Source organism: Streptomyces sp. yr375, assembly GCF_900110755.1.
Classification (GTDB): domain Bacteria; phylum Actinomycetota; class Actinomycetes; order Streptomycetales; family Streptomycetaceae; genus Streptomyces.
This window is the reverse complement of record NZ_FOFF01000004.1, coordinates 95,127-112,309: the sequence shown is the minus strand read 5'-3', so window position 1 is coordinate 112,309 and position 17,183 is coordinate 95,127. Positions and strand designations below refer to the sequence as shown.

17 protein-coding genes are annotated in these 17,183 nt (G+C 71.7%); 8 read left to right on the top strand and 9 right to left on the bottom strand.

Features of this window, described 5'->3' with window-relative positions; translation table 11 throughout:
• Positions 1-285: 285 nt before the first annotated feature.
• Entirely contained in the window at positions 286-648 is a 363-nt protein-coding gene (locus BMZ82_RS06550) for a hypothetical protein (RefSeq protein WP_093772647.1), read from the top strand.
• Positions 649-686: 38 nt separating this feature from the next.
• Here the strand turns inward: BMZ82_RS06550 and BMZ82_RS06545 are convergent, their stop codons facing one another.
• Together BMZ82_RS06545 and BMZ82_RS06540 are read right to left on the bottom strand one after the other, a co-directional pair.
• Positions 687-1,370 (bottom strand): RDD family protein, encoded by a 684-nt coding sequence (locus BMZ82_RS06545; protein WP_093772645.1) that lies wholly within the window; start codon positions 1,368-1,370, stop codon positions 687-689.
• Between the two features lie 114 nt (positions 1,371-1,484).
• On the bottom strand, positions 1,485-3,005 hold the full coding sequence (locus BMZ82_RS06540; RefSeq protein WP_093772643.1) for an RDD family protein: 1,521 nt from the start codon (positions 3,003-3,005) through the stop codon (positions 1,485-1,487).
• 274 nt (positions 3,006-3,279) lie between these two features.
• Here BMZ82_RS06540 and BMZ82_RS06535 point away from each other — a divergent pair, with 274 nt between their 5' ends.
• Complete coding sequence (locus BMZ82_RS06535) at positions 3,280-3,756, top strand: SsgA family sporulation/cell division regulator (protein WP_093772641.1); 477 nt, start codon at positions 3,280-3,282, stop codon at positions 3,754-3,756.
• A gap of 52 nt (positions 3,757-3,808) precedes the next feature.
• Here BMZ82_RS06535 and BMZ82_RS06530 read toward each other — a convergent pair whose 3' ends face one another.
• Positions 3,809-5,224 carry an FAD-binding oxidoreductase gene (locus BMZ82_RS06530; protein WP_371271159.1) on the bottom strand — a complete coding sequence of 472 codons (1,416 nt, stop codon included), beginning with the start codon at positions 5,222-5,224 and terminating at the stop codon, positions 3,809-3,811.
• A gap of 92 nt (positions 5,225-5,316) precedes the next feature.
• On the opposite strand from BMZ82_RS06530, the gene BMZ82_RS06525 reads away from it, so the two are divergent.
• Positions 5,317-6,723, top strand: coding sequence for a tetratricopeptide repeat protein (locus tag BMZ82_RS06525; protein WP_093772639.1), 1,407 nt, complete (start codon positions 5,317-5,319; stop codon positions 6,721-6,723).
• Between the two features lie 29 nt (positions 6,724-6,752).
• Here BMZ82_RS06525 and hppD read toward each other — a convergent pair whose 3' ends face one another.
• Positions 6,753-7,898: a 4-hydroxyphenylpyruvate dioxygenase gene (gene hppD / locus BMZ82_RS06520; RefSeq protein WP_093772637.1), complete on the bottom strand. Its 1,146-nt coding sequence runs from the start codon at positions 7,896-7,898 to the stop codon at positions 6,753-6,755.
• Between the two features lie 124 nt (positions 7,899-8,022).
• Here hppD and BMZ82_RS06515 point away from each other — a divergent pair, with 124 nt between their 5' ends.
• The 5 genes from BMZ82_RS06515 (at position 8,023) to BMZ82_RS06495 (ending at position 12,563) form a co-directional block, all read left to right on the top strand.
• A complete protein-coding gene (locus tag BMZ82_RS06515) occupies positions 8,023-8,529 on the top strand; it encodes an Lrp/AsnC family transcriptional regulator (RefSeq protein ID WP_093772635.1) in 507 nt (168 codons plus the stop codon).
• A 6-nt stretch (positions 8,530-8,535) separates the two neighbouring features.
• Positions 8,536-9,183, top strand: a complete 648-nt coding sequence (locus BMZ82_RS06510) for an ABC transporter permease (protein WP_093772633.1) — start codon at positions 8,536-8,538, stop codon at positions 9,181-9,183.
• Positions 9,176-10,423: an ABC transporter ATP-binding protein gene (locus tag BMZ82_RS06505; protein WP_093772631.1), complete on the top strand. Its 1,248-nt coding sequence runs from the start codon at positions 9,176-9,178 to the stop codon at positions 10,421-10,423. The genes BMZ82_RS06510 and BMZ82_RS06505 overlap by 8 nt, the downstream gene beginning before the upstream one ends.
• 425 nt (positions 10,424-10,848) lie before the next feature.
• Complete coding sequence (locus BMZ82_RS06500; protein ID WP_256251810.1) at positions 10,849-11,604, top strand: ABC transporter permease; 756 nt, start codon at positions 10,849-10,851, stop codon at positions 11,602-11,604.
• Between the two features lie 77 nt (positions 11,605-11,681).
• Positions 11,682-12,563: a glycine betaine ABC transporter substrate-binding protein gene (locus BMZ82_RS06495; protein ID WP_093772629.1), complete on the top strand. Its 882-nt coding sequence runs from the start codon at positions 11,682-11,684 to the stop codon at positions 12,561-12,563.
• 53 nt (positions 12,564-12,616) lie between these two features.
• Here the strand turns inward: BMZ82_RS06495 and BMZ82_RS06490 are convergent, their stop codons facing one another.
• The 5 genes from BMZ82_RS06490 to BMZ82_RS06470 all read right to left on the bottom strand — a co-directional run bounded on the left by BMZ82_RS06490 (position 12,617) and on the right by BMZ82_RS06470 (position 17,087).
• On the bottom strand, positions 12,617-13,411 hold the full coding sequence (locus tag BMZ82_RS06490) for a YlbL family protein (protein ID WP_093772627.1): 795 nt from the start codon (positions 13,409-13,411) through the stop codon (positions 12,617-12,619).
• A gap of 170 nt (positions 13,412-13,581) precedes the next feature.
• Positions 13,582-14,223: an IclR family transcriptional regulator gene (locus tag BMZ82_RS06485; protein WP_093772625.1), complete on the bottom strand. Its 642-nt coding sequence runs from the start codon at positions 14,221-14,223 to the stop codon at positions 13,582-13,584.
• Between the two features lie 340 nt (positions 14,224-14,563).
• Positions 14,564-16,363, bottom strand: a complete 1,800-nt coding sequence (locus BMZ82_RS06480; RefSeq protein WP_093772623.1) for a DEAD/DEAH box helicase — start codon at positions 16,361-16,363, stop codon at positions 14,564-14,566.
• Positions 16,364-16,476: 113 nt separating this feature from the next.
• Complete coding sequence (locus BMZ82_RS06475) at positions 16,477-16,875, bottom strand: type II toxin-antitoxin system death-on-curing family toxin (RefSeq protein WP_093772621.1); 399 nt, start codon at positions 16,873-16,875, stop codon at positions 16,477-16,479.
• Positions 16,872-17,087 carry a hypothetical protein gene (locus BMZ82_RS06470; protein ID WP_093772619.1) on the bottom strand — a complete coding sequence of 72 codons (216 nt, stop codon included), beginning with the start codon at positions 17,085-17,087 and terminating at the stop codon, positions 16,872-16,874. Before BMZ82_RS06470 ends, BMZ82_RS06475 begins: the two co-directional genes overlap by 4 nt.
• Positions 17,088-17,183: the final 96 nt, after the last annotated feature.

Sequence of the window (17,183 nt, the reverse complement as noted above, 5' to 3'; positions counted from 1 at the left end):
CTACTGGTTTGCAAGAAAAGACAGGTCTTGACTTGGACAAGTCAAATGCATTATCGGGAGGCGCTGTTCGCATTGCGGACACATGACCGTTACGTGACCGAGTCCGGGGCGAGATCCGGGGCGCGGCCCAACGGGCGCGCGGGGCCGTCCACTTAGTGGACGCCATGACTCCGTGCGCCCCCTGTGCACCGGCACCGTGGGTTAGGTCACGCTTACCGTTCGGTCCGGTCGGGCATGCAGCCGAATAGAGTCGAGACCGCCCCCGCTTCCGAGGACACGATTGCCATGCCTCGTCCGACTGTCGCACAGCTCACGTACGGTTCCTGCACCGTCATCTTCTCGACGCTCGCCATGCTGCTGCTGTCACAGACGAGTTCGGGCCCCGGCATCGCCGTCATCGTCGTCGCCGCGGTCGCGCTCGGCGTGCTCGTCGCCATGACGGTGCCGACGCCGAAGTCGTCCCGGACCCTCGTGGCCCACTCCGTGCCGAGCAACTCCGCAGGCCCGCCCGGGAGTCGGCCCGAGCCCGTCGCCGTCTCAGCGCCTGCCGCTGCTCCGGTCGCCGTCCCCGTTCCCGTCTCCGTCCCGGCCTCCGTCCCGGTCTCCGTCGCCGCGCCCGAGCCCGTCCGGGAGCACACGGCACCCTGAGACGCTGCGGTACGACGGGAGTTGCGTCCGGTCGTACGTCAACTCGTGCTGACCACCACGGTCTTGGCCGCCTTGTCGTGCAGTCCCTGCTTGTAGGGCTTGTCGAAGTAGCTCCAGCCGCCGCAGATCGCCGTCCACAGGCAGGCGCAGCAGAACGCGAACGGCAGCCACAGCACCAGCGCCCGCGCCAGTGACGTCTGCGCGGAGGGCGTCGAGCCGTTGTCGAGGTTGGCCACGCGCATGCCGAGCCATCTCTTGCCGAGCGTCTGGCCTGCCTTGGCGGTGAGGATCGTGTCGTAGGCGACGTACAGGATCGCGGCGACCAGCTCCCGGCCGAAGGTCTTGCCGAACTCGAGCTTGTCCGTGTCCGTCGTGTACTGGGCGACCCCGAAGGCCCACGACAGCAGCAGCACCACGACGAAGACGATGATCATGTCGATGATCCGGGCCAGCGTGCGCCGTCCGCTGTCGGCGAGCGGCGGCATCCCGGCGAGCGGGTCGGCGGGGTAGCCCCCGTAAGGGTCGCCCCCGTAGGGACCGCCGCCGTAGGGACCGCCGCCGTGCGGGTCACCGCCGATGGGACCGCCGCGGTACGGATCCTCGGGTCCCTGCGGGGTGTCGTACGGCGAACCCTGCGGGGGCTGCTGCGGCGGCCGCTTCTTGAACGGGTCGTCCTCAGGCGGCTCGCCGCCGCCGGAGCCGGGGGGCGGTTCGGTGGTCATGCCCCCGAGTCGACCCCGAACCCCACGGCTCCGCATCCGGCGAGCGGCCGTCCGGAGTACCGGCGACGGCGACGGCGGTACCGGTGGCGGTATCGGCGGCGCTGTCGGTACCGGTTACCCGGCGACGAACGTGTGCGCCGCCTTGTCGTGCCAGCACTGCCGCCACGGCTTGTCGAACGCCCCCCAGACGACGCCCACGACACCGATCACGAGCAGCCCCGGCACGCTGTACACGAGCCAGCGGCGCAGGGCCGCCCCGAAGGACGGGGGTTCGCCGCCCCCGATGTCCCGCACCTCGAGACCGAACAGCTTCTTGCCCAGCGTGCGGCCCCACTTGGCGGTCGGCAGCGCCTCGTAGACGACGCCGAAGACCAGCAGGACGCCGAGGACGATCCCGAGGTACACCGACGTCGTGCCGTCCAGCAGCCAGACCGTGACGGTCTCGCCGGTGAGCTTGGCCGCGTCGATCTTCGCGTTGACGTGGTCGAGGGCCTTCACGCCGAGCGGTACGGCGGCGGCGGAGGTGACGGCCGCGAGGACGAGCGTGTCGACCAGGCGGGCCGCGAGCCGCTTGCCGAGGCCTGCGGGGCGGGCCGAGGCCTGCCGCCGGGCCGCCGCCTGGAAGATGTCCTCGACCGGCGGCTTCCAGGGCGCGACGGGCCCGTCCTCGGCCCCCGCGAGCCGGTGCACCTGCTGCGCCCAGGACGGCTGCCCACCGCCGAGCCCGGTGGCCGCCGGAACCGGTGCCTGCGCAACCCCCTGAGCGGCGACTGCGGCGGGCTGAGGCTGCGGCACGGCGGGAGCACCGGCCTGCTGGGGCACGTGGGGGGCGGCGGCCTGCTGGGGAGCGGGTTGCCCGCCGGGCTGGGCGGCCGGGAACCCGGCGGGGCCCTGCGGGGCGGGGACACCGGGCGTCTGAGCGGCGGCCGCCCGCTCGGCAGCCGCCTTCCCGGCCCCGAAGCCGGGCTTGGCGGCGACGGGGGCGGCGGGGGCGACGCCTGCGGAGCCGGGCGGCCCGAAGCCCGTGCCGGGGGCCGGGGCGGGCGTGGTGCCGGGGGTGGCCGGGGTGCGGAAGGTGACCGTGCCCTTGTCAGGGGTGGGGGTTCCGGGGCCGGGCGGGGTCGTGCCGGACGGTGATCCGGGCGGCCTCGCTCCCCCGTCGGCCGCCGTCGGGCGGCGGAAGACGAACGTGCCCTCGGAGACGACGTCCTCCGGGTCGGCGGGCGGGATCGTCGCCGTGCCGTCCGTGCTCGCCGACTGGCCGCCGGGCTGCGCCGGTGACGGGAGCCTCGGGTCGGGGGCCTGCGGGCCGCCGCCCCAGGAGACCCGGCGGTCGGCGTCGCCGCCGAAGCCGGACTGGTGGGCGCGGTCGGCGCCCCACGCCGAGGCCGGTTCGGGACGGCCGGTGTCGGGGTCCGCCGGGGCCGGGGCCGGGTCCTCGTCGAAGAAGTGCGGGCCGGTCTCCTCGACGGCGGGCGGGGGCGTGAGCGGGCCGCCGTCGGACGGGGCGGGCCGGCTGGTGCCCGGTACCCAGGAGGCACCGTTCCAGTACCGGACGTATCCAGGGATGGACGGGTCCGGGTAATACCCTTCGCGGGGCCGGTCGTCGCCGGGTGCCGGGGTTGGGGCGCTCATGTCTCCGTCGTCCCGTATCTGCTCGGGGGTGGGATGGGAACCTCCACATCTATCAGACCGGCGCGGCCACCACCGCCAGTCCCGTCGGACCCGCCCTTTTCCGGGCAACCCCGTGCACGCTCTTCACACGTTCGGAACCCGTCGCCGGAAGCTGTCTCCGGAACCCGCCGAAAAAAGTTCTCCGAACCCGCGTAATGGTTCCGGCTCCACCCCCTCTCCACTCGTAAGGGCCCAACGGGTGCCCGTACGAGGTCCGTATCGAGAGGAGAACGACATGCATCACACCGTGGTGGAGCGCGAGCTGGAGCTCAAGCTCATCCTGTCGCCGGAGCGCAGCATCCCCGTCCCGGCCCGGCTCAGCTACCGCAGCGACGACCCCTTCGCCATCCACGTCGCCTTCCACATCAACTCCGAGCAGCCGGTCGACTGGACGTTCGCCCGCGAGCTGCTGGTGGAGGGCGTGTTCCGGCCGTGCGGGCACGGGGACGTGCGGGTGTGGCCGACGAAGGTGAACGGGCGCAGCGTCGTGCTGATGGCGCTGACCTCGCCGGACGGCGACGCGCTACTGGAAGCGCCCGCCGCCCAGGTCTCGGCCTGGCTGGAGCGGACGTTGCGGGTGGTGCCGCCGGGGACCGAGGGCGACCAGCTCGGCATCGACGACGGTCTGGCCGAACTGCTCGCCCCCACCCCCGCCGACGACGCGTGGCTGCGCGACCCGTGGCCGTCGGACGAGTCGAGGGACGGGGAGTGACCTCGAAGAAGGGTGCCCCCGGCGACCGCCGACAGATTCCCGGCGACCGGCGTCAGAACAGCTTGCCGGGGTTGAGGATGCCCTGCGGGTCGAAGGCCGCCTTGACCGCGCGCTGCATCTCCACGCCCACCGGGCCGAGTTCGCGCGCGAGCCACTCCTTCTTCAGCACGCCCACGCCGTGCTCGCCGGTGATGGTGCCGCCGAGTTCCAGACCGAGGCCCATGATCTCGTCGAAGGACTCGCGGGCGCGCCGGCACTCGTCGGCGTCCTGCGCGTCGAAGCAGACGGTGGGGTGGGTGTTGCCGTCCCCTGCGTGGGCGACGACCCCGATGGTCAACTGGTGCTTTTCCGCGATGTGTTCGACGCCGTCGAGCAGCTCGGCGAGCCGCGACCGGGGCACGCACACGTCGTCGATCATCGTGGTGCCCTTGACGGCCTCCAGCGCGACGAGCGCCGACCGCCGTGCCTGGAGCAGGAGTTCGGACTCGGCGAAGTCGTCGGCGGGGACGACCTGCGTGGCGCCGGCCGCCTCGCACAGCGCGCCGACGGCGGCGAGGTCGGCGGCCGGGTCGGAGGTGTCGAAGGCGGCCAGCAGCAGCGCCTCGGTGGTGTCCGGCAGGCCCATGCGGGTCAGGTCGTTGACGGCGCGGACCGTCGTACGGTCCATCAGTTCGAGGAGGGACGGGACGTGCCCGTCCGCCATGATCCGGCACACCGCGTCGCAGGCGGCGGCCCCGGACGCGAACTCGGCCGCCAGCACCAACTGCTTCGGCGGCTGCGGCTTCAGCGCCAGGGTCGCCCGTACGACGATGCCGAGCGAGCCCTCGGAGCCGACGAACAGGCGGGTCAGGTCGTACCCGGCGACGCCCTTCGCGGTACGGCGGCCGGTGGACATGAGGCGGCCGTCGGCCAGGACGACGTCCAGACCGAGGACGTACTCGGCCGTCACCCCGTACTTCACGCAGCACAGGCCGCCGGAGGCGGTGCCGATGTTGCCGCCGATCGTGCACTGCTCCCAACTGGAAGGATCCGGCGGGTAGTACAGGCCCTGTTCGCCGACCGCGCGGGAGAGGGTCGCGTTGACGACGCCCGGTTCGACGACGGCGATCCGGTCGACGGGGTTGATCTCGAGGATGCGGTCCATCCTCGTCAGGGAGAGGACGACGCAGCCCTCGGAGGCGTTGGCGCCGCCGGACAGGCCGGTGCGCGCGCCCTGCGGGACGACCGGGACGCGCAGCTCGCTCGCCGTGCGCATGACGTGCTGGACCTCCTCGACCGTGCGCGGCAGCACGACCACGGCCGGGGTGCCGGCCGGACAGAAGCTCGCCATGTCGTTGGCGTAGGAGAGCGTGACGTCCGGGTCGGTGAGGACGGCGTCGGCGGGCAGCCCGGCCCGGAGCCGGTCGAGTAGGTCGGCCGACGTTACGGTCGCGGCGGGGTGTCGTGCTTCCGAACGGCTCATGATCACAGGTTCGCACCCGGGGCCATCGGTGTGAACCCCGTCCGCCGGACCCTTCGGCTGACGTCCTCCGGTCGTCGTACTGACGCACAGTGAGCGCCATGGAGAGGGAGAAGGTGTCTTGGTGGCGTCGGCGGCGGCTGCTCGTCGGCTCGCTCGCGGGGTGTCTCGTACTGGGCGGCGGGGTGGTGCTGCTGTGTCTGCCGGGCGACGGGTCCGCGGTCCGGTCGGCGTCCGGGCCTGCGGCGGGGGCGCAGGCGGGCACGGCGGTCCTGGCGGGGGTGCCGGCCGCGCTGCCCGATCTCGCGGTGCTGATCGACGAGCGGGAGAGCCGGGTGCGGGCGCATCCGAAGGACGCGCGGTCCTGGACGGTGCTCGCCGCGGCCTACGTCGAACAGGGCCGGCGCACCGCCGACGCGGCCGTCCTCTACCCCAAGGCCGAGCAGGCGCTGCGGACCTCGCTGAAGGTGCGCCCCAAGCACAACGCCGAGGCGCTCGACGGGCTTGCCGCGCTGGCCAACGCGCGCCGCGACTTCCGCGCCGCCCTGGCCTACGGCGAGGCCGCGCGCAAGCTGGCGCCGGCCCGCTGGACGACGTATCCGCAGCTCATCGACGCGTACACCGGGCTCGGCGACTACAAGAAGGCCCGCAAGGCGCTCGAGCGGCTGACCGCGCTGCACTCCGGTCCCGCCGTGCGGGCGCGGGCGGCCGGCGTCTACTGGGAGCAGGGCCTGCGGGAGGACGCGCAGGCCGCGCTGGCCGACGCGGCGGCCGGGGCCCGCGCCCCCGCCGAGCAGGCGGCCTGGCTGGAGCGGGCCGGGCAGCTCGCCTGGGAGCGCGGTGAGCGCGAGGACGCGCTGCGGCACTTCCAGGAGGCGGTGCGGCTCGACCCCGACCAGCGGGCCGCGCAGGCCGGGCAGGGGCGGGCGCTGGCGGCGCTCGGGCGGACGTCGGAGGCGCTGAGCGCGTACCGGGCGGCGCTCGCCCGGCAGCCGCTGCCGCAGTACGCGCTGGAGCTGGGCGAGCTGTACGAGTCGCTGGGGCTCACGCAGGCGGCGCGCGTGCAGTACGACCTGCTGCGGGAGCGGGTCCGGGCGGACGCGGCGGGCGGGGTCGACGGGAATGTGGTGCTGGGCCTCTTCGAGGCGGACCACGGGGATCCGGCGGCGGCGGTGCGGCTGCTGCGCGCCGAGTGGCGGCGGCAGCCGGGGATCCCGGTCGCGGACGCGCTGGGCTGGGCGCTGCACCGGGCCGGTGACGACAAGGAGGCGTTGCGGTTCGCCGCGATCGCCACCGACCGGGTGCACGGGGGCGCGGTGCACAGCGCGCCGTACCTCTACCACCGGGCCATGATCGAGCGGTGGCTGCGGCAGGACGGGCCGGCCCGCCGGCACCTCCAGGAGGCGCTGCGGATCAACCCGTACTTCTCCCCGCTGCTCGCCCCGGCGGCCCGCGCCACCCTGACGGAACTGGGCGCGGAACCGGCCCCGGCGGACCTGCCCGAGTAGCCGTCGCACCCGACGGGCGGCTACGGCGGCTACAGGTTGCCGCGCTTCTCCTGCTCGCGCTCGATCGCCTCGAAGAGGGCCTTGAAGTTGCCCTTGCCGAAGCCCATCGAGCCGTGCCGTTCGATGATCTCGAAGAAGACGGTCGGCCGGTCCTGGACCGGCTTGGTGAAGATCTGCAGCAGATAGCCGTCCTCGTCGCGGTCGGCGAGGATCCTCAGCTCGCGCAGGGTCTCGACGGGGACGCGGGTGTCGCCGACCCACTCGCCGAGGGTGTCGTAGTAGGAGTCGGGGGTGTTGAGGAACTCGACGCCCGCCGCGCGCATGGTCCGTACCGTCTGCACGATGTCGCCGGTGTTGAGCGCGATGTGCTGGACGCCCGCGCCGCCGTAGAACTCCAGGTACTCGTCGATCTGGGACTTCTTCTTGGCGACGGCGGGCTCGTTGATCGGGAACTTGACCTTGAGCGTGCCGTCGGCGACGACCTTGGACATCAGCGCGCTGTACTCGGTGGCGATGTCGTCGCCCACGAACTCCTTCATGTTCGTGAAGCCCATGACCTTGTTGTAGAAGCCGACCCACTCGTTCATCCGGCCGAGTTCGACGTTGCCGACGCAGTGGTCGATGGCCTGGAAGGTGCGGTGGGCGGGCGGTGCGACGATCGGCGCGGCGGTGACGTAACCGGGCAGGTAGGGGCCGTCGTAGCCGGAGCGGTCGACGAGCGTGTGGCGGGTCTCGCCGTACGTCGCGATCGCGGCCAGCACCACCGTGCCGTGCTCGTCCTTCAGCTCGTACGGCTCGGTGACCGGGCGGGCGCCGTGCTCGATCGCGTAGGCGTACGCGGCGCGGGCGTCCGGGACCTCGATGGCGAGGTCGACGACGCCGTCGCCGTGCTCGGCCACGTGCCGGGCGAGGAAGTGGCCCCAGGGGGTGGTGGGCTTGACGACGGAGGTGAGGACGAAGCGGGCCGAGCCGTTCGTGAGCACGTACGAGGCGGTCTCGCGGCTGCCGGTCTCCGGTCCGCGGTAGGCGACCAGCGTCATGCCGAAGGCGGTGGAGTAGTAGTGCGCCGCCTGTTTGGCGTTGCCCACGGCGAAGACGACCGCGTCCATTCCCTTGACCGGGAAGGGGTCTGCCTGCCGGGCGGTGTCGGGAGTGAGGTGTGTGGTCTGGGTCATGACGAAAGCCTCGCGCCGGTCGGCAAGGTGCGCAATAGTTCGCTCCATCGCTGGGCAATGTGCGCAGTGGTACGAGGGTTCAGGCGCACTTTCTGTACAGGGTGACCATCTCGGAGGCGGGCGTATGGCGATCGATCATCTGGACGGGCGGATCATCGTGCTGCTGGCCCGGGAGCCGCGGCTCGGAGTGCTGGAGATGTCGCGGCGGCTGGGGGTGGCCCGGGGGACGGTGCAGGCGCGGCTCGACCGGCTTCAGTCGAATGGAGTCATCCGGGGGTTCGGCCCGGAGGTCGACCCGGCGGCGCTCGGCTACCCGGTCACCGCGTTCGCCACGCTGCAGATCCGGCAGGGCCAAGGGGCGGACGTACGGGCGCACTTGGGGTCCGTCCCGGAGGTGCTTGAGCTGCACACCACCACCGGCGGCGGGGACATGCTGTGCCGGCTGGTGGCCCGGTCCAACGCCGATCTCCAGCGGGTGATCGACCTGGTCGTCGGTTTTGATGGCATTGTCCGGGCCTCCACCGCGATCGTGATGGAGAACCCCGTTCCGCTGCGGATCATCCCGCTGGTGGAGCAGGCGGCCGCACAGGCCCTGGACGACCGGGAAGGGCCTGGCAGACCTGTGGGGTGAGGGCGTGTGAGCTTCTGGGAGTACCTGGGCAACCGGCACCAGCAACTGCTCACCGACGCGTACCAACACGCCAGTGTCGTCTTCCAGTGCATGGTCGTGGCGACGCTGCTGGGCGTGCTGATCGGGGTCGTCACCTACCGCAGCGACTGGGGCGGCGACCTCGCCACCACCGCCACCGCCACCGTCCTCACCGTCCCGTCGCTCGCCATGATCGGTCTGCTGATCCCGCTGGTGGGGCTGGGCGTGCCGCCGACGGTGATCGCGCTGACGCTGTACGGGCTGCTGCCGATCGTGCGGAACGCGATCGTCGGGCTGCGCGGCGTCGATCCGGCGCTGGTGGACGCGGCGACGGGCATCGGGATGTCCCGGCCGATGCGGCTGGCGCGGGTCGAGCTGCCGCTCGCCTGGCCGCCGATCCTGACCGGGATCCGGGTCTCCACGCAGATGCTGATGGGCATCGCCGCGATCGCCGCGTACGCCTCCGGGCCCGGGCTCGGCAACGAGATCTTCCGCGGCCTCGCCTCGCTGGGCAGCAAGAACGCGCTCAACCAGGTGCTCGCGGGCACGCTCGGGATCATCGTGCTGGCCCTGCTGTTCGACGCCGCGTACGTCCTGATCGGACGGCTGACGATTCCCAGGGGGATCCGTGTCTGACGTGTCTGCCGGCCGTTCGCACGGGGCGTCGATCGAGCTGGAGAGCCTCAGCAAGCGGTACCCGGGGAATCCCAACCCGGCCGTGGACAACGTCACGATGGAGATCAAGGCGGGCGAGACCGTCGTCTTCGTGGGGCCGTCCGGCTGCGGGAAGTCGACGACGCTGAAGATGATCAACCGGTTGATCGAGCCGAGCGGCGGGCGGATCCGGATCGACGGCGAGGACGTCACCGACATCGACCCGGTGAAGCTGCGCCGCAAGGTGGGGTACGCGATCCAGTCGTCCGGGCTCTTCCCGCACATGACGGTCGCGCAGAACATCGCGCTCGTGCCGAGGATGACCGGCTGGCCGAAGACGCGGATCCGGGACCGGGTGGAGGAGATGCTCGACCTGGTCGGCCTCGATCCCGGCGAGTTCCACGGCCGCTATCCGCGCCAGTTGTCCGGCGGGCAGCAGCAACGGGTGGGCGTGGCACGGGCGTTGGCGGCCGATCCGCCGGTGCTGCTGATGGACGAGCCGTTCGGGGCGGTCGACCCGATCACCCGCGATCACCTCCAGGACGAGCTGATCCGGCTCCAGCACGAGCTGCACAAGACGATCGTGTTCGTCACCCACGACTTCGACGAGGCGATCAAGCTGGGCGACCGGATCGCGGTGCTGCGCGAGCGCTCGCACATCGCCCAGTTCGACACCCCGGAGGCGATCCTCACCAACCCGGCGGACGACTTCGTGTCCGGGTTCGTGGGGGCGGGGGCGGCCCTGAAGCGGCTCAATCTCAGCCGGGTGCGGGACGTGGAGATCACCGGCTGTCCGACGGTGACCGTGGACGACCCGCTCCAGACCATCTTCAACAAGCTCCGCACCAGCGGCACGAACGAGATCCTGCTGTTGGACCGACGGCGGCGCCCCTACAAGTGGCTGCGCCGCGGCGACCTGATGCGAGCCAGGGGTTCCCTGGCCCGCGCGGGCACCCTGGTCCACGGCACGGTCACCCGCGACGCCACCCTCCGCGACGCCCTGGAGGCGGTACTGATCGACAGCACGGGGCGCGTCGCGGTCACCGGGCGACGCGGCGAGTACACGGGCGTCGTCGACATGGAAACCCTCCTGAACTCCGTCCACGACCTCCTGGACGCCGACCGCTTGGAGGCCCTGGAGTCCCAGGGCCGCCTGGAGGAGGCCCGCACCACGCAGACGCACGCGGAGCAGGAGGGCGCGAGCGGGGAGACGACGACATGAACACGCCTGAAGTCGACGGCGAGTGGGGGGATGGGGAGGGGCGGGGCGGTGAGCGGGTGGGGGGTCATTGGGCGGGCGGGCGCTGGGTGGATGGGGAGCGGGGGGATGGTGTCGGGGTGGACGGCAACCACGTGGACGGCAACCCGGTAGACGGTCACCGGTGGGGCGGCAAACGAGTGAACGGCGACCGAGTGGAGGAGCGGCCGGGTGGGCGGCTGGACGCGTTGCCGGACGGGCAGCCGCTGGAGCAGCCGGACGGGTGGCCGGAGAAGCGGGCCGACCGGCGGTCGGACGAGTTGCCGGACGGGCGGCCGGAGGAGTTGCCGGGCGGGCGGCCGGAGGAGTTGCCGGGCGGGCGGTTGGACGCGTTGCCAGGCGGGCGGACGGGGGACCCCGTCGGGGGCGCTGGGGATTTCCCGGCTTCGGTGTCTGTGCTGCGGCAACGGCGTCTTGGTTGGCGGAAGTTGACTTTTTTGCCTGGGTTTCTGGTCGTGTTGTTGGTGGCTACCTGGGTGTGGTTTCAGCAGGCGGAGTTGGACACGATCTCCGAGAACGCGCTGTCCCACGGGCAGGTGTCCAAGGCTCTGTGGCAGCAGGTCCAACTGACCGTGATCTCCACCTTCTTCGTGCTGATCATCGCGATTCCGCTGGGCATCCTGCTCACCCGGCGCAGGTTCCGCAAGGCGACCCCGGTCGCGCTCGCCCTCGCCAACATGGGGCAGGCGACCCCCGCGATCGGCCTGCTGGCGCTGCTGGTGATCTGGCTGGGCATCGGCCGCCGGGCGGCCCTGATCGGCATCATCGCCTACGCCATCCTCCCCGTGCTCTCCAACACCGTGGCAGGCCTGAAGGCCAACGACCCCACGCTGCTGGAAGCGGCCCGTGGCATCGGCATGTCCCCCACCGGGGTGCTGTCCCGGGTGGAACTGCCGCTGGCGGTCCCGCTCATCCTGGCCGGCGTCCGCACGGCGCTCGTGCTGAACGTCGGCACCGCGACCCTGGCGACCTTCGGCGGAGGCGGCGGCCTGGGCGTCCTGATCACAGCCGGCATCACCAACCAGCGCATGCCGATCCTGGTCCTGGGCTCGATCCTCACCGTGTCCCTGGCCCTGCTGGTCGACTGGCTGGCCTCCCTCGCCGAGGTGCTGCTGCGCCCCCGGGGACTGGAGGCGGGGAAGTGAGAAGAGGGGCGCGGTCTCTGGCCGGGTTGCTGGTGCTTGCGGTGACCTCCGGCTGCGGACTGAGCAGCGGCTCCCCCATGGTCGACGACGTCTCCCCCGGCTCGATCGGACAGGGCGAGCCCCTCAAGGGCGCTCAACTGACCGTGACGTCCAAGTCGTTCACCGAGAACCTCATCCTCGGCGCGATGATCGGCATCGCCTTCCAGGCGGCCGGCGCGGACGTGCTGGACCGTACCGGCATCCAGGGTTCCATCGGCAGCCGGGAGGCGGTCCGCAAGGGCGACGCCGACGCCATGTACGAGTACACGGGCACGGCGTGGATCACGTACATGGGCAACAGCGAGCCCGTCACCGACCCGCAGGCGCAGTGGCGGGCGGTCCGCGACGCCGACCTGAAGAACGGGGTGACCTGGCTGCCGCAGTCCCGGCTGGACAACACCTACGCGCTGGCCATGAACCAGGCCAACCACAAGAAGTACCGCACGACGACGCTGTCACAGGTGGCCGCGCTGTCGAAGTCGAACCCGAGCGCCGTAACCCTGTGCGTGGAGGGCGAGTTCGCCAACCGCGCGGACGGCCTGCCGGGGATGGAGCGGGCGTACGGGATGAACGTGGCGTCGTCGCGGATCACGCAGATGGACACCGGGATCATCTACACCCAGGCGGCGAAGGGGAGTTGCACGTACGGGGAGGTGTACACCACCGACGGCCGCATCAAGTCGATGAACCTGGTGGTGATGGACGACGACAAGGACTTCTTCCCCAACTACAACGCGGCCCCCGTCGTCAACTCCAAGGCCCTGAAGAGGTGGCCGGCGATCGCGGGCCTGCTCGACCCGATCACGAAGAAGCTCGACAACACGGTGGCGCAGGAGTTGAACGCCAAGGTGGACGTCGAGGGGGAGGATCCGCATCAGGTCGCGCTGGAGTGGATGAAGGACGAGGGGTTCGTCAAGTAGCCCGAGTTTCCCGGGAGTTGCTTCCCCCGGTTTCCGGCTGCTTGCGGACGGGGTCAACAGCTCGGTACCGCGCCGCCCTTGCCCTTCTCCAGCGCCACGAGCGCGCCGACCGCGCCCTTGAGCGTGGTGACCGGGACCAGCCGCAGCCCCTTGGGCAACTCGGCCTTTGCGTCGCCGCACTCCTCCTTCGGTACGAGGAACACGGTCGCCCCGTCCCGCCGGGCGGCCTGCGTCTTCAGGGCGACGCCACCGACCGCGCCGACCTTGCCGTCGGCGTCGATGGTCCCCGTACCGGCGATCGTGCGGCCGCCCGTGAGGTCGCCGCCGCTGCCGTCGCCGTCGAGCTTGTCGACGACGCCGAGCGAGAACAGCAGCCCCGCGCTGGGACCGCCCACGTCGGACAGTTTCAGCGTGACCTTGATGCCGTCGCCGGTCCGGCCGAGGTACTTCAGCGCGGCCTCGGCGGCGGCGTCCTGGGACTGCTGCATCTGCTCGGTGTTGTGCCGCTCGATCTCCTTGGTGCTCTTCCCGCTCGGGTAGACGGAGTCGCGCGGCATGATCGCCTGGTCGGCGCGGAACCAGCCGTCGATCACATCGCCGAGCGAGACGTCCGTGTCGGGCCCGGTCGCCTCGATCGTCGTCATCCGCAACTGCCCGCTGGTGTCCCGGGTGGGCGCGCCGGAGACCGTGATGACCTGGTCGCCCTTGTTCTCGCCGAGGACGTTCGCCGTCATGCCCGGCTGCGCCACCGAGAACGGCAGCGGCGCGAACGCGGCCGTGACGAGCAGCGCCACGACGGGCAGGGCGCAGACGGTGAGGGCCTTGGGGCGCGAGAGACGAGAGAGCACGGGGCCAATGTAACGGTCGGGGGCACGCACACGACTGCGCAGGTACAGCACGTAGGCAGCACAGCGCACAGGTACAGCGCGTAGGCACAGGCAGCCCCCGTGCCCCGGGCCGCCGTCCGGCTACGGTCCGGCTGCCGTCCGGTTGGCGTCCGGCCGCCGTCCGGCCGACGTCAGCGCAGCGCCTCCGCGACCTCCCGCGCAGCGTCCAGCACCCGTGGCCCCACCCGCTCCGGCACCGCGTCCGCCAGCATCACCACGCCCACGCTGCCCTCGACCCCGAGCACCCCGAGCAGCGGCGCCGCGGCCCCGCTCGCGCCCGCCTCCAGTTCCCCGTGGGTCAAGGTGTAGCCGGGCTGGTCCGGCAACTGCTGCCGCGCGGCGAGGATCGCCCGCCCGGCGGCGCCCCGGTCCAGCGGGTGCCGGAACCCGGCCCGGTACGCCACGTGGTAGTCCGTCCAGGTCGGCTCGACGACGGCGACGGCGAGCGCCTCCGTACCGTCCACCAGCGTCAGATGCGCGGTCGCCCCGATGTCCTCGGCCAGCGAACGCAGCGCGGGCAGCGCGGCCTCCCGCACCAGCGGATGCACCTGGTGGCCGAGCCGCAGCACTCCGAGGCCGACCCGGGCTCGTCCGCCCAGGTCACGCCGTACGAGTGCGTGCTGCTCAAGGGTGGCGAGCAACCGGTACACGACGGTCCGGTTCACGCCCAGTTTGCTGGAAAGCTCGGTGACGGTCAGTCCGTGGTCGGTGTCGGCCAGCAGCTTGAGAACCTTCAGTCCTCGATCGAGCGTCTGGGAGGTCTCCGCGGTCACGACTCCCACTCCTTAAGTGGTGAGGTCGGCAGGCCCCCATCGCGACGGATGCGTCACCGAGTCCCGTCGGCGACGCGCTACAGAGGCCGCCGATCGACAGACGGGCCCGGCGTGTCCGGGCCCAGTCGCTTCACGGCTGCGCTCCGCGGCGGCGCTGCCACGGGGCGTGTGCGTAGGCGGGACAGTAGCGAAGCAGGTTCGCTGAGCGGAAGGCTCAGTCCAGAATCCGGGCATGGGCCGGTATGGACTACCGGGTTTTATCCCGATACGTACGGAGCATGACGCCGTAGTGCGCGCCCCCTCAGCCCCCTCGGACCTCGCAGGGCGGCAGCCGTGGGCGTCACTTCATCCGCGTGGCCCACTCCTGCACCTTGGCGATGCGCTGCCGCAACTGCCCCGCCGTCGCCTCCGCGCTCGGCGGTCCGCCGCACACCCGGCGCAGCTCGGTGTGGATCACGCCGTGCGGCTTGCCGCTCTGGTGGACGTACGCGCCGACCATCGTGTTGAGCTGCTTGCGCAGCTCCATCATCTCCTTGTGCGAGACGACCGGCCGGCGCTCGGCGGGCAGTTCGATCAGGTCGGCCACAGTGTCCGGCTTCCTCTTGCTGTGCGCGATCTGCTTGGCCTGCCGCTTCTGGAGCAGCATCTGCACCTGGTCGGGCTCCAGCAGCCCCGGGATGCCGAGGTAGTCCTGCTCCTCCTCGCTGCCGGGGTGGGCCTGCATGCCGAACTCGGCGCCGTTGTACATCACCCGGTCGAAGACGGCCTCGGACTCCAGCGCCTCGAAGGAGAACTGCTCCTGCTCGCCGGTGTCCTCGTCCTGCTCCTTGTTCGCCTCGTCCATCTCCTGCTCGGACTCGGCGTACGGATCCTCCTCGCCGTCCTTCTTCGGCTTGTCGAGGACGTGGTCGCGCTCGACCTCCATCTCGTTGGCGAAGCCGAGCAGGTCGGGCACGGTCGGCAGGAACACGGACGCGGTCTCGCCGCGCCGCCGCGACCGCACGAAACGCCCGACGGCCTGCGCGAAGAAGAGGGGCGTGGAGATGGTCGTCGCGTACACGCCGACGGCGAGGCGCGGCACGTCGACGCCTTCCGACACCATCCGCACCGCGACCATCCACCGGTCGTTGCTCGCGCTGAACTCGTCGATGCGGTTGGACGCGCCGTTGTCGTCGGACAGGACGAGGGTCGCCTTGTCGCCGGTGATCTCCCGGATCAGCTTGGCGTAGGCGCGGGCGGAGTCCTGGTCGGAGGCGATGACGAGCGCACCGGCGTCCGGGATGGCCTTCCTGACCTCGGTGAGCCGCTGGTCGGCGGCGCGCAGCACGCTCGGCATCCACTCCCCGCGCGCGTCGAGCGCGGTGCGCCAGGCCTGGCTGATCGCGTCCTTCGTCATCGGCTCGCCGAGCCGGGCCGCGATCTCGTCGCCTGCCTTCGTGCGCCAGCGCATGTTGCCGCTGTAGGAGAGGAAGATGACGGGCCGCACGACGTTGTCGGCGAGCGCCGACCCGTACCCGTAGGTGTAGTCGGCCGACGACCGCCGGATCCCGTCGTTGCCCTCCTCGTACGTCACGAAGGGGATGGGGTTGGTGTCGGACCGGAACGGCGTACCGGTGAGCGCGAGACGGCGGGTGGCCGGCTCGAACGCCTCCAGACACGCCTCGCCCCACGACTTGCTGTCACCGGCGTGGTGGATCTCGTCAAGGATGACGAGGGTCTTGCGCTGCTCGGAGCGGTTGCGGTGCAGCATCGGCCGCACGCCGACGCCCGCGTACGTCACGGCGACGCCGTGGTAGTCCTTGCTCAGCGGTCCGGCGCTGTACTCGGGATCGAGCCTGATCCCTATCCTCGCGGCCGCCTCCGCCCACTGCTTCTTCAGGTGCTCGGTCGGCGCGACCACGGTCACCTGCTGCACGACGTGGTGGTGCAGCAGCCAGGAGGCGAGGGTCAGCGCGAACGTCGTCTTGCCGGCGCCGGGCGTGGCGACGGCGAGGAAGTCGCGTGGCTGCTCCTGGAGGTACCTCTCCATCGCCCCCTGCTGCCAGGCACGCAGCTTGCTGGCGGTGCCCCAGGGCGCGCGGCCGGGAAAGGCGGGCGACAGGTGGTGGGAGGACGTGGCGGTGGCGGCGGTGGTAGTCACGGTCTCCGGGTTCGTGGGTCGGGCGGCTGCGTATGACAACCGGGCCACCCTACCGGCGGCCCGACGGCACCGATGGGCGAACGAGGCCGGGTCGCCGGTGGGTGGGACTCACGTCACAGCACCCGCAGTCGCCGCGCGATCACCGCGACCTCCGACTCCGTACCGGACGCCACGTCGATGACCAGGTCGTACGCCGCGTCCTGGTCACAGGCGGCGAGATCCACGCCGTGCAGCGCGAGAAACGTCACGGTGGCCAGCCAGGCGGCGCGCTTGTTGCCGTCCACGAGGGGGTGGTTCGTGGCGATCGCGTGCAGCAGGGCGGCCGCCTGCTCGTGCAGGTCGTCGTACGCGGCCGTACCGAACATCCGGGCCCGGGGCCGATGCACGGCGGATGCGAGCAGCCCGGGCTCCCGCGCCTCAGGAGCCCGCCCCCCGAACGCGATCCGCGCGATGCCGGTGACATCGGCGAGAGTGAGATACCGGGTAGGCCGCTGTCCGGCATCGCGACTCATTCCCCCAACCTCCGCAACAGCCCGCCATGAGCCCCCGCAAGCCGCTCGGCCACCCCCCGCACCCGCGCCTCCTCCACCCGCAGCCCGACCCGTACGGCGTCCAACGCGACGTCCTCCGGCCGACGCCCGGTGGCATCCGCGAGGTCGTCCAGGGCACGCCGAAGATCGGGGTCAAGGGGGAGAGTGAGGGCGAGGGAGGGATCGGGCCGCATGCGAGCAAGCGTAGGGGCCCGACGAACTCACCGGCGAGAGGATTCGACCACGAGGCCCGGGCACCGGCCACCCACACCCCGACACCCCCCTTTCAT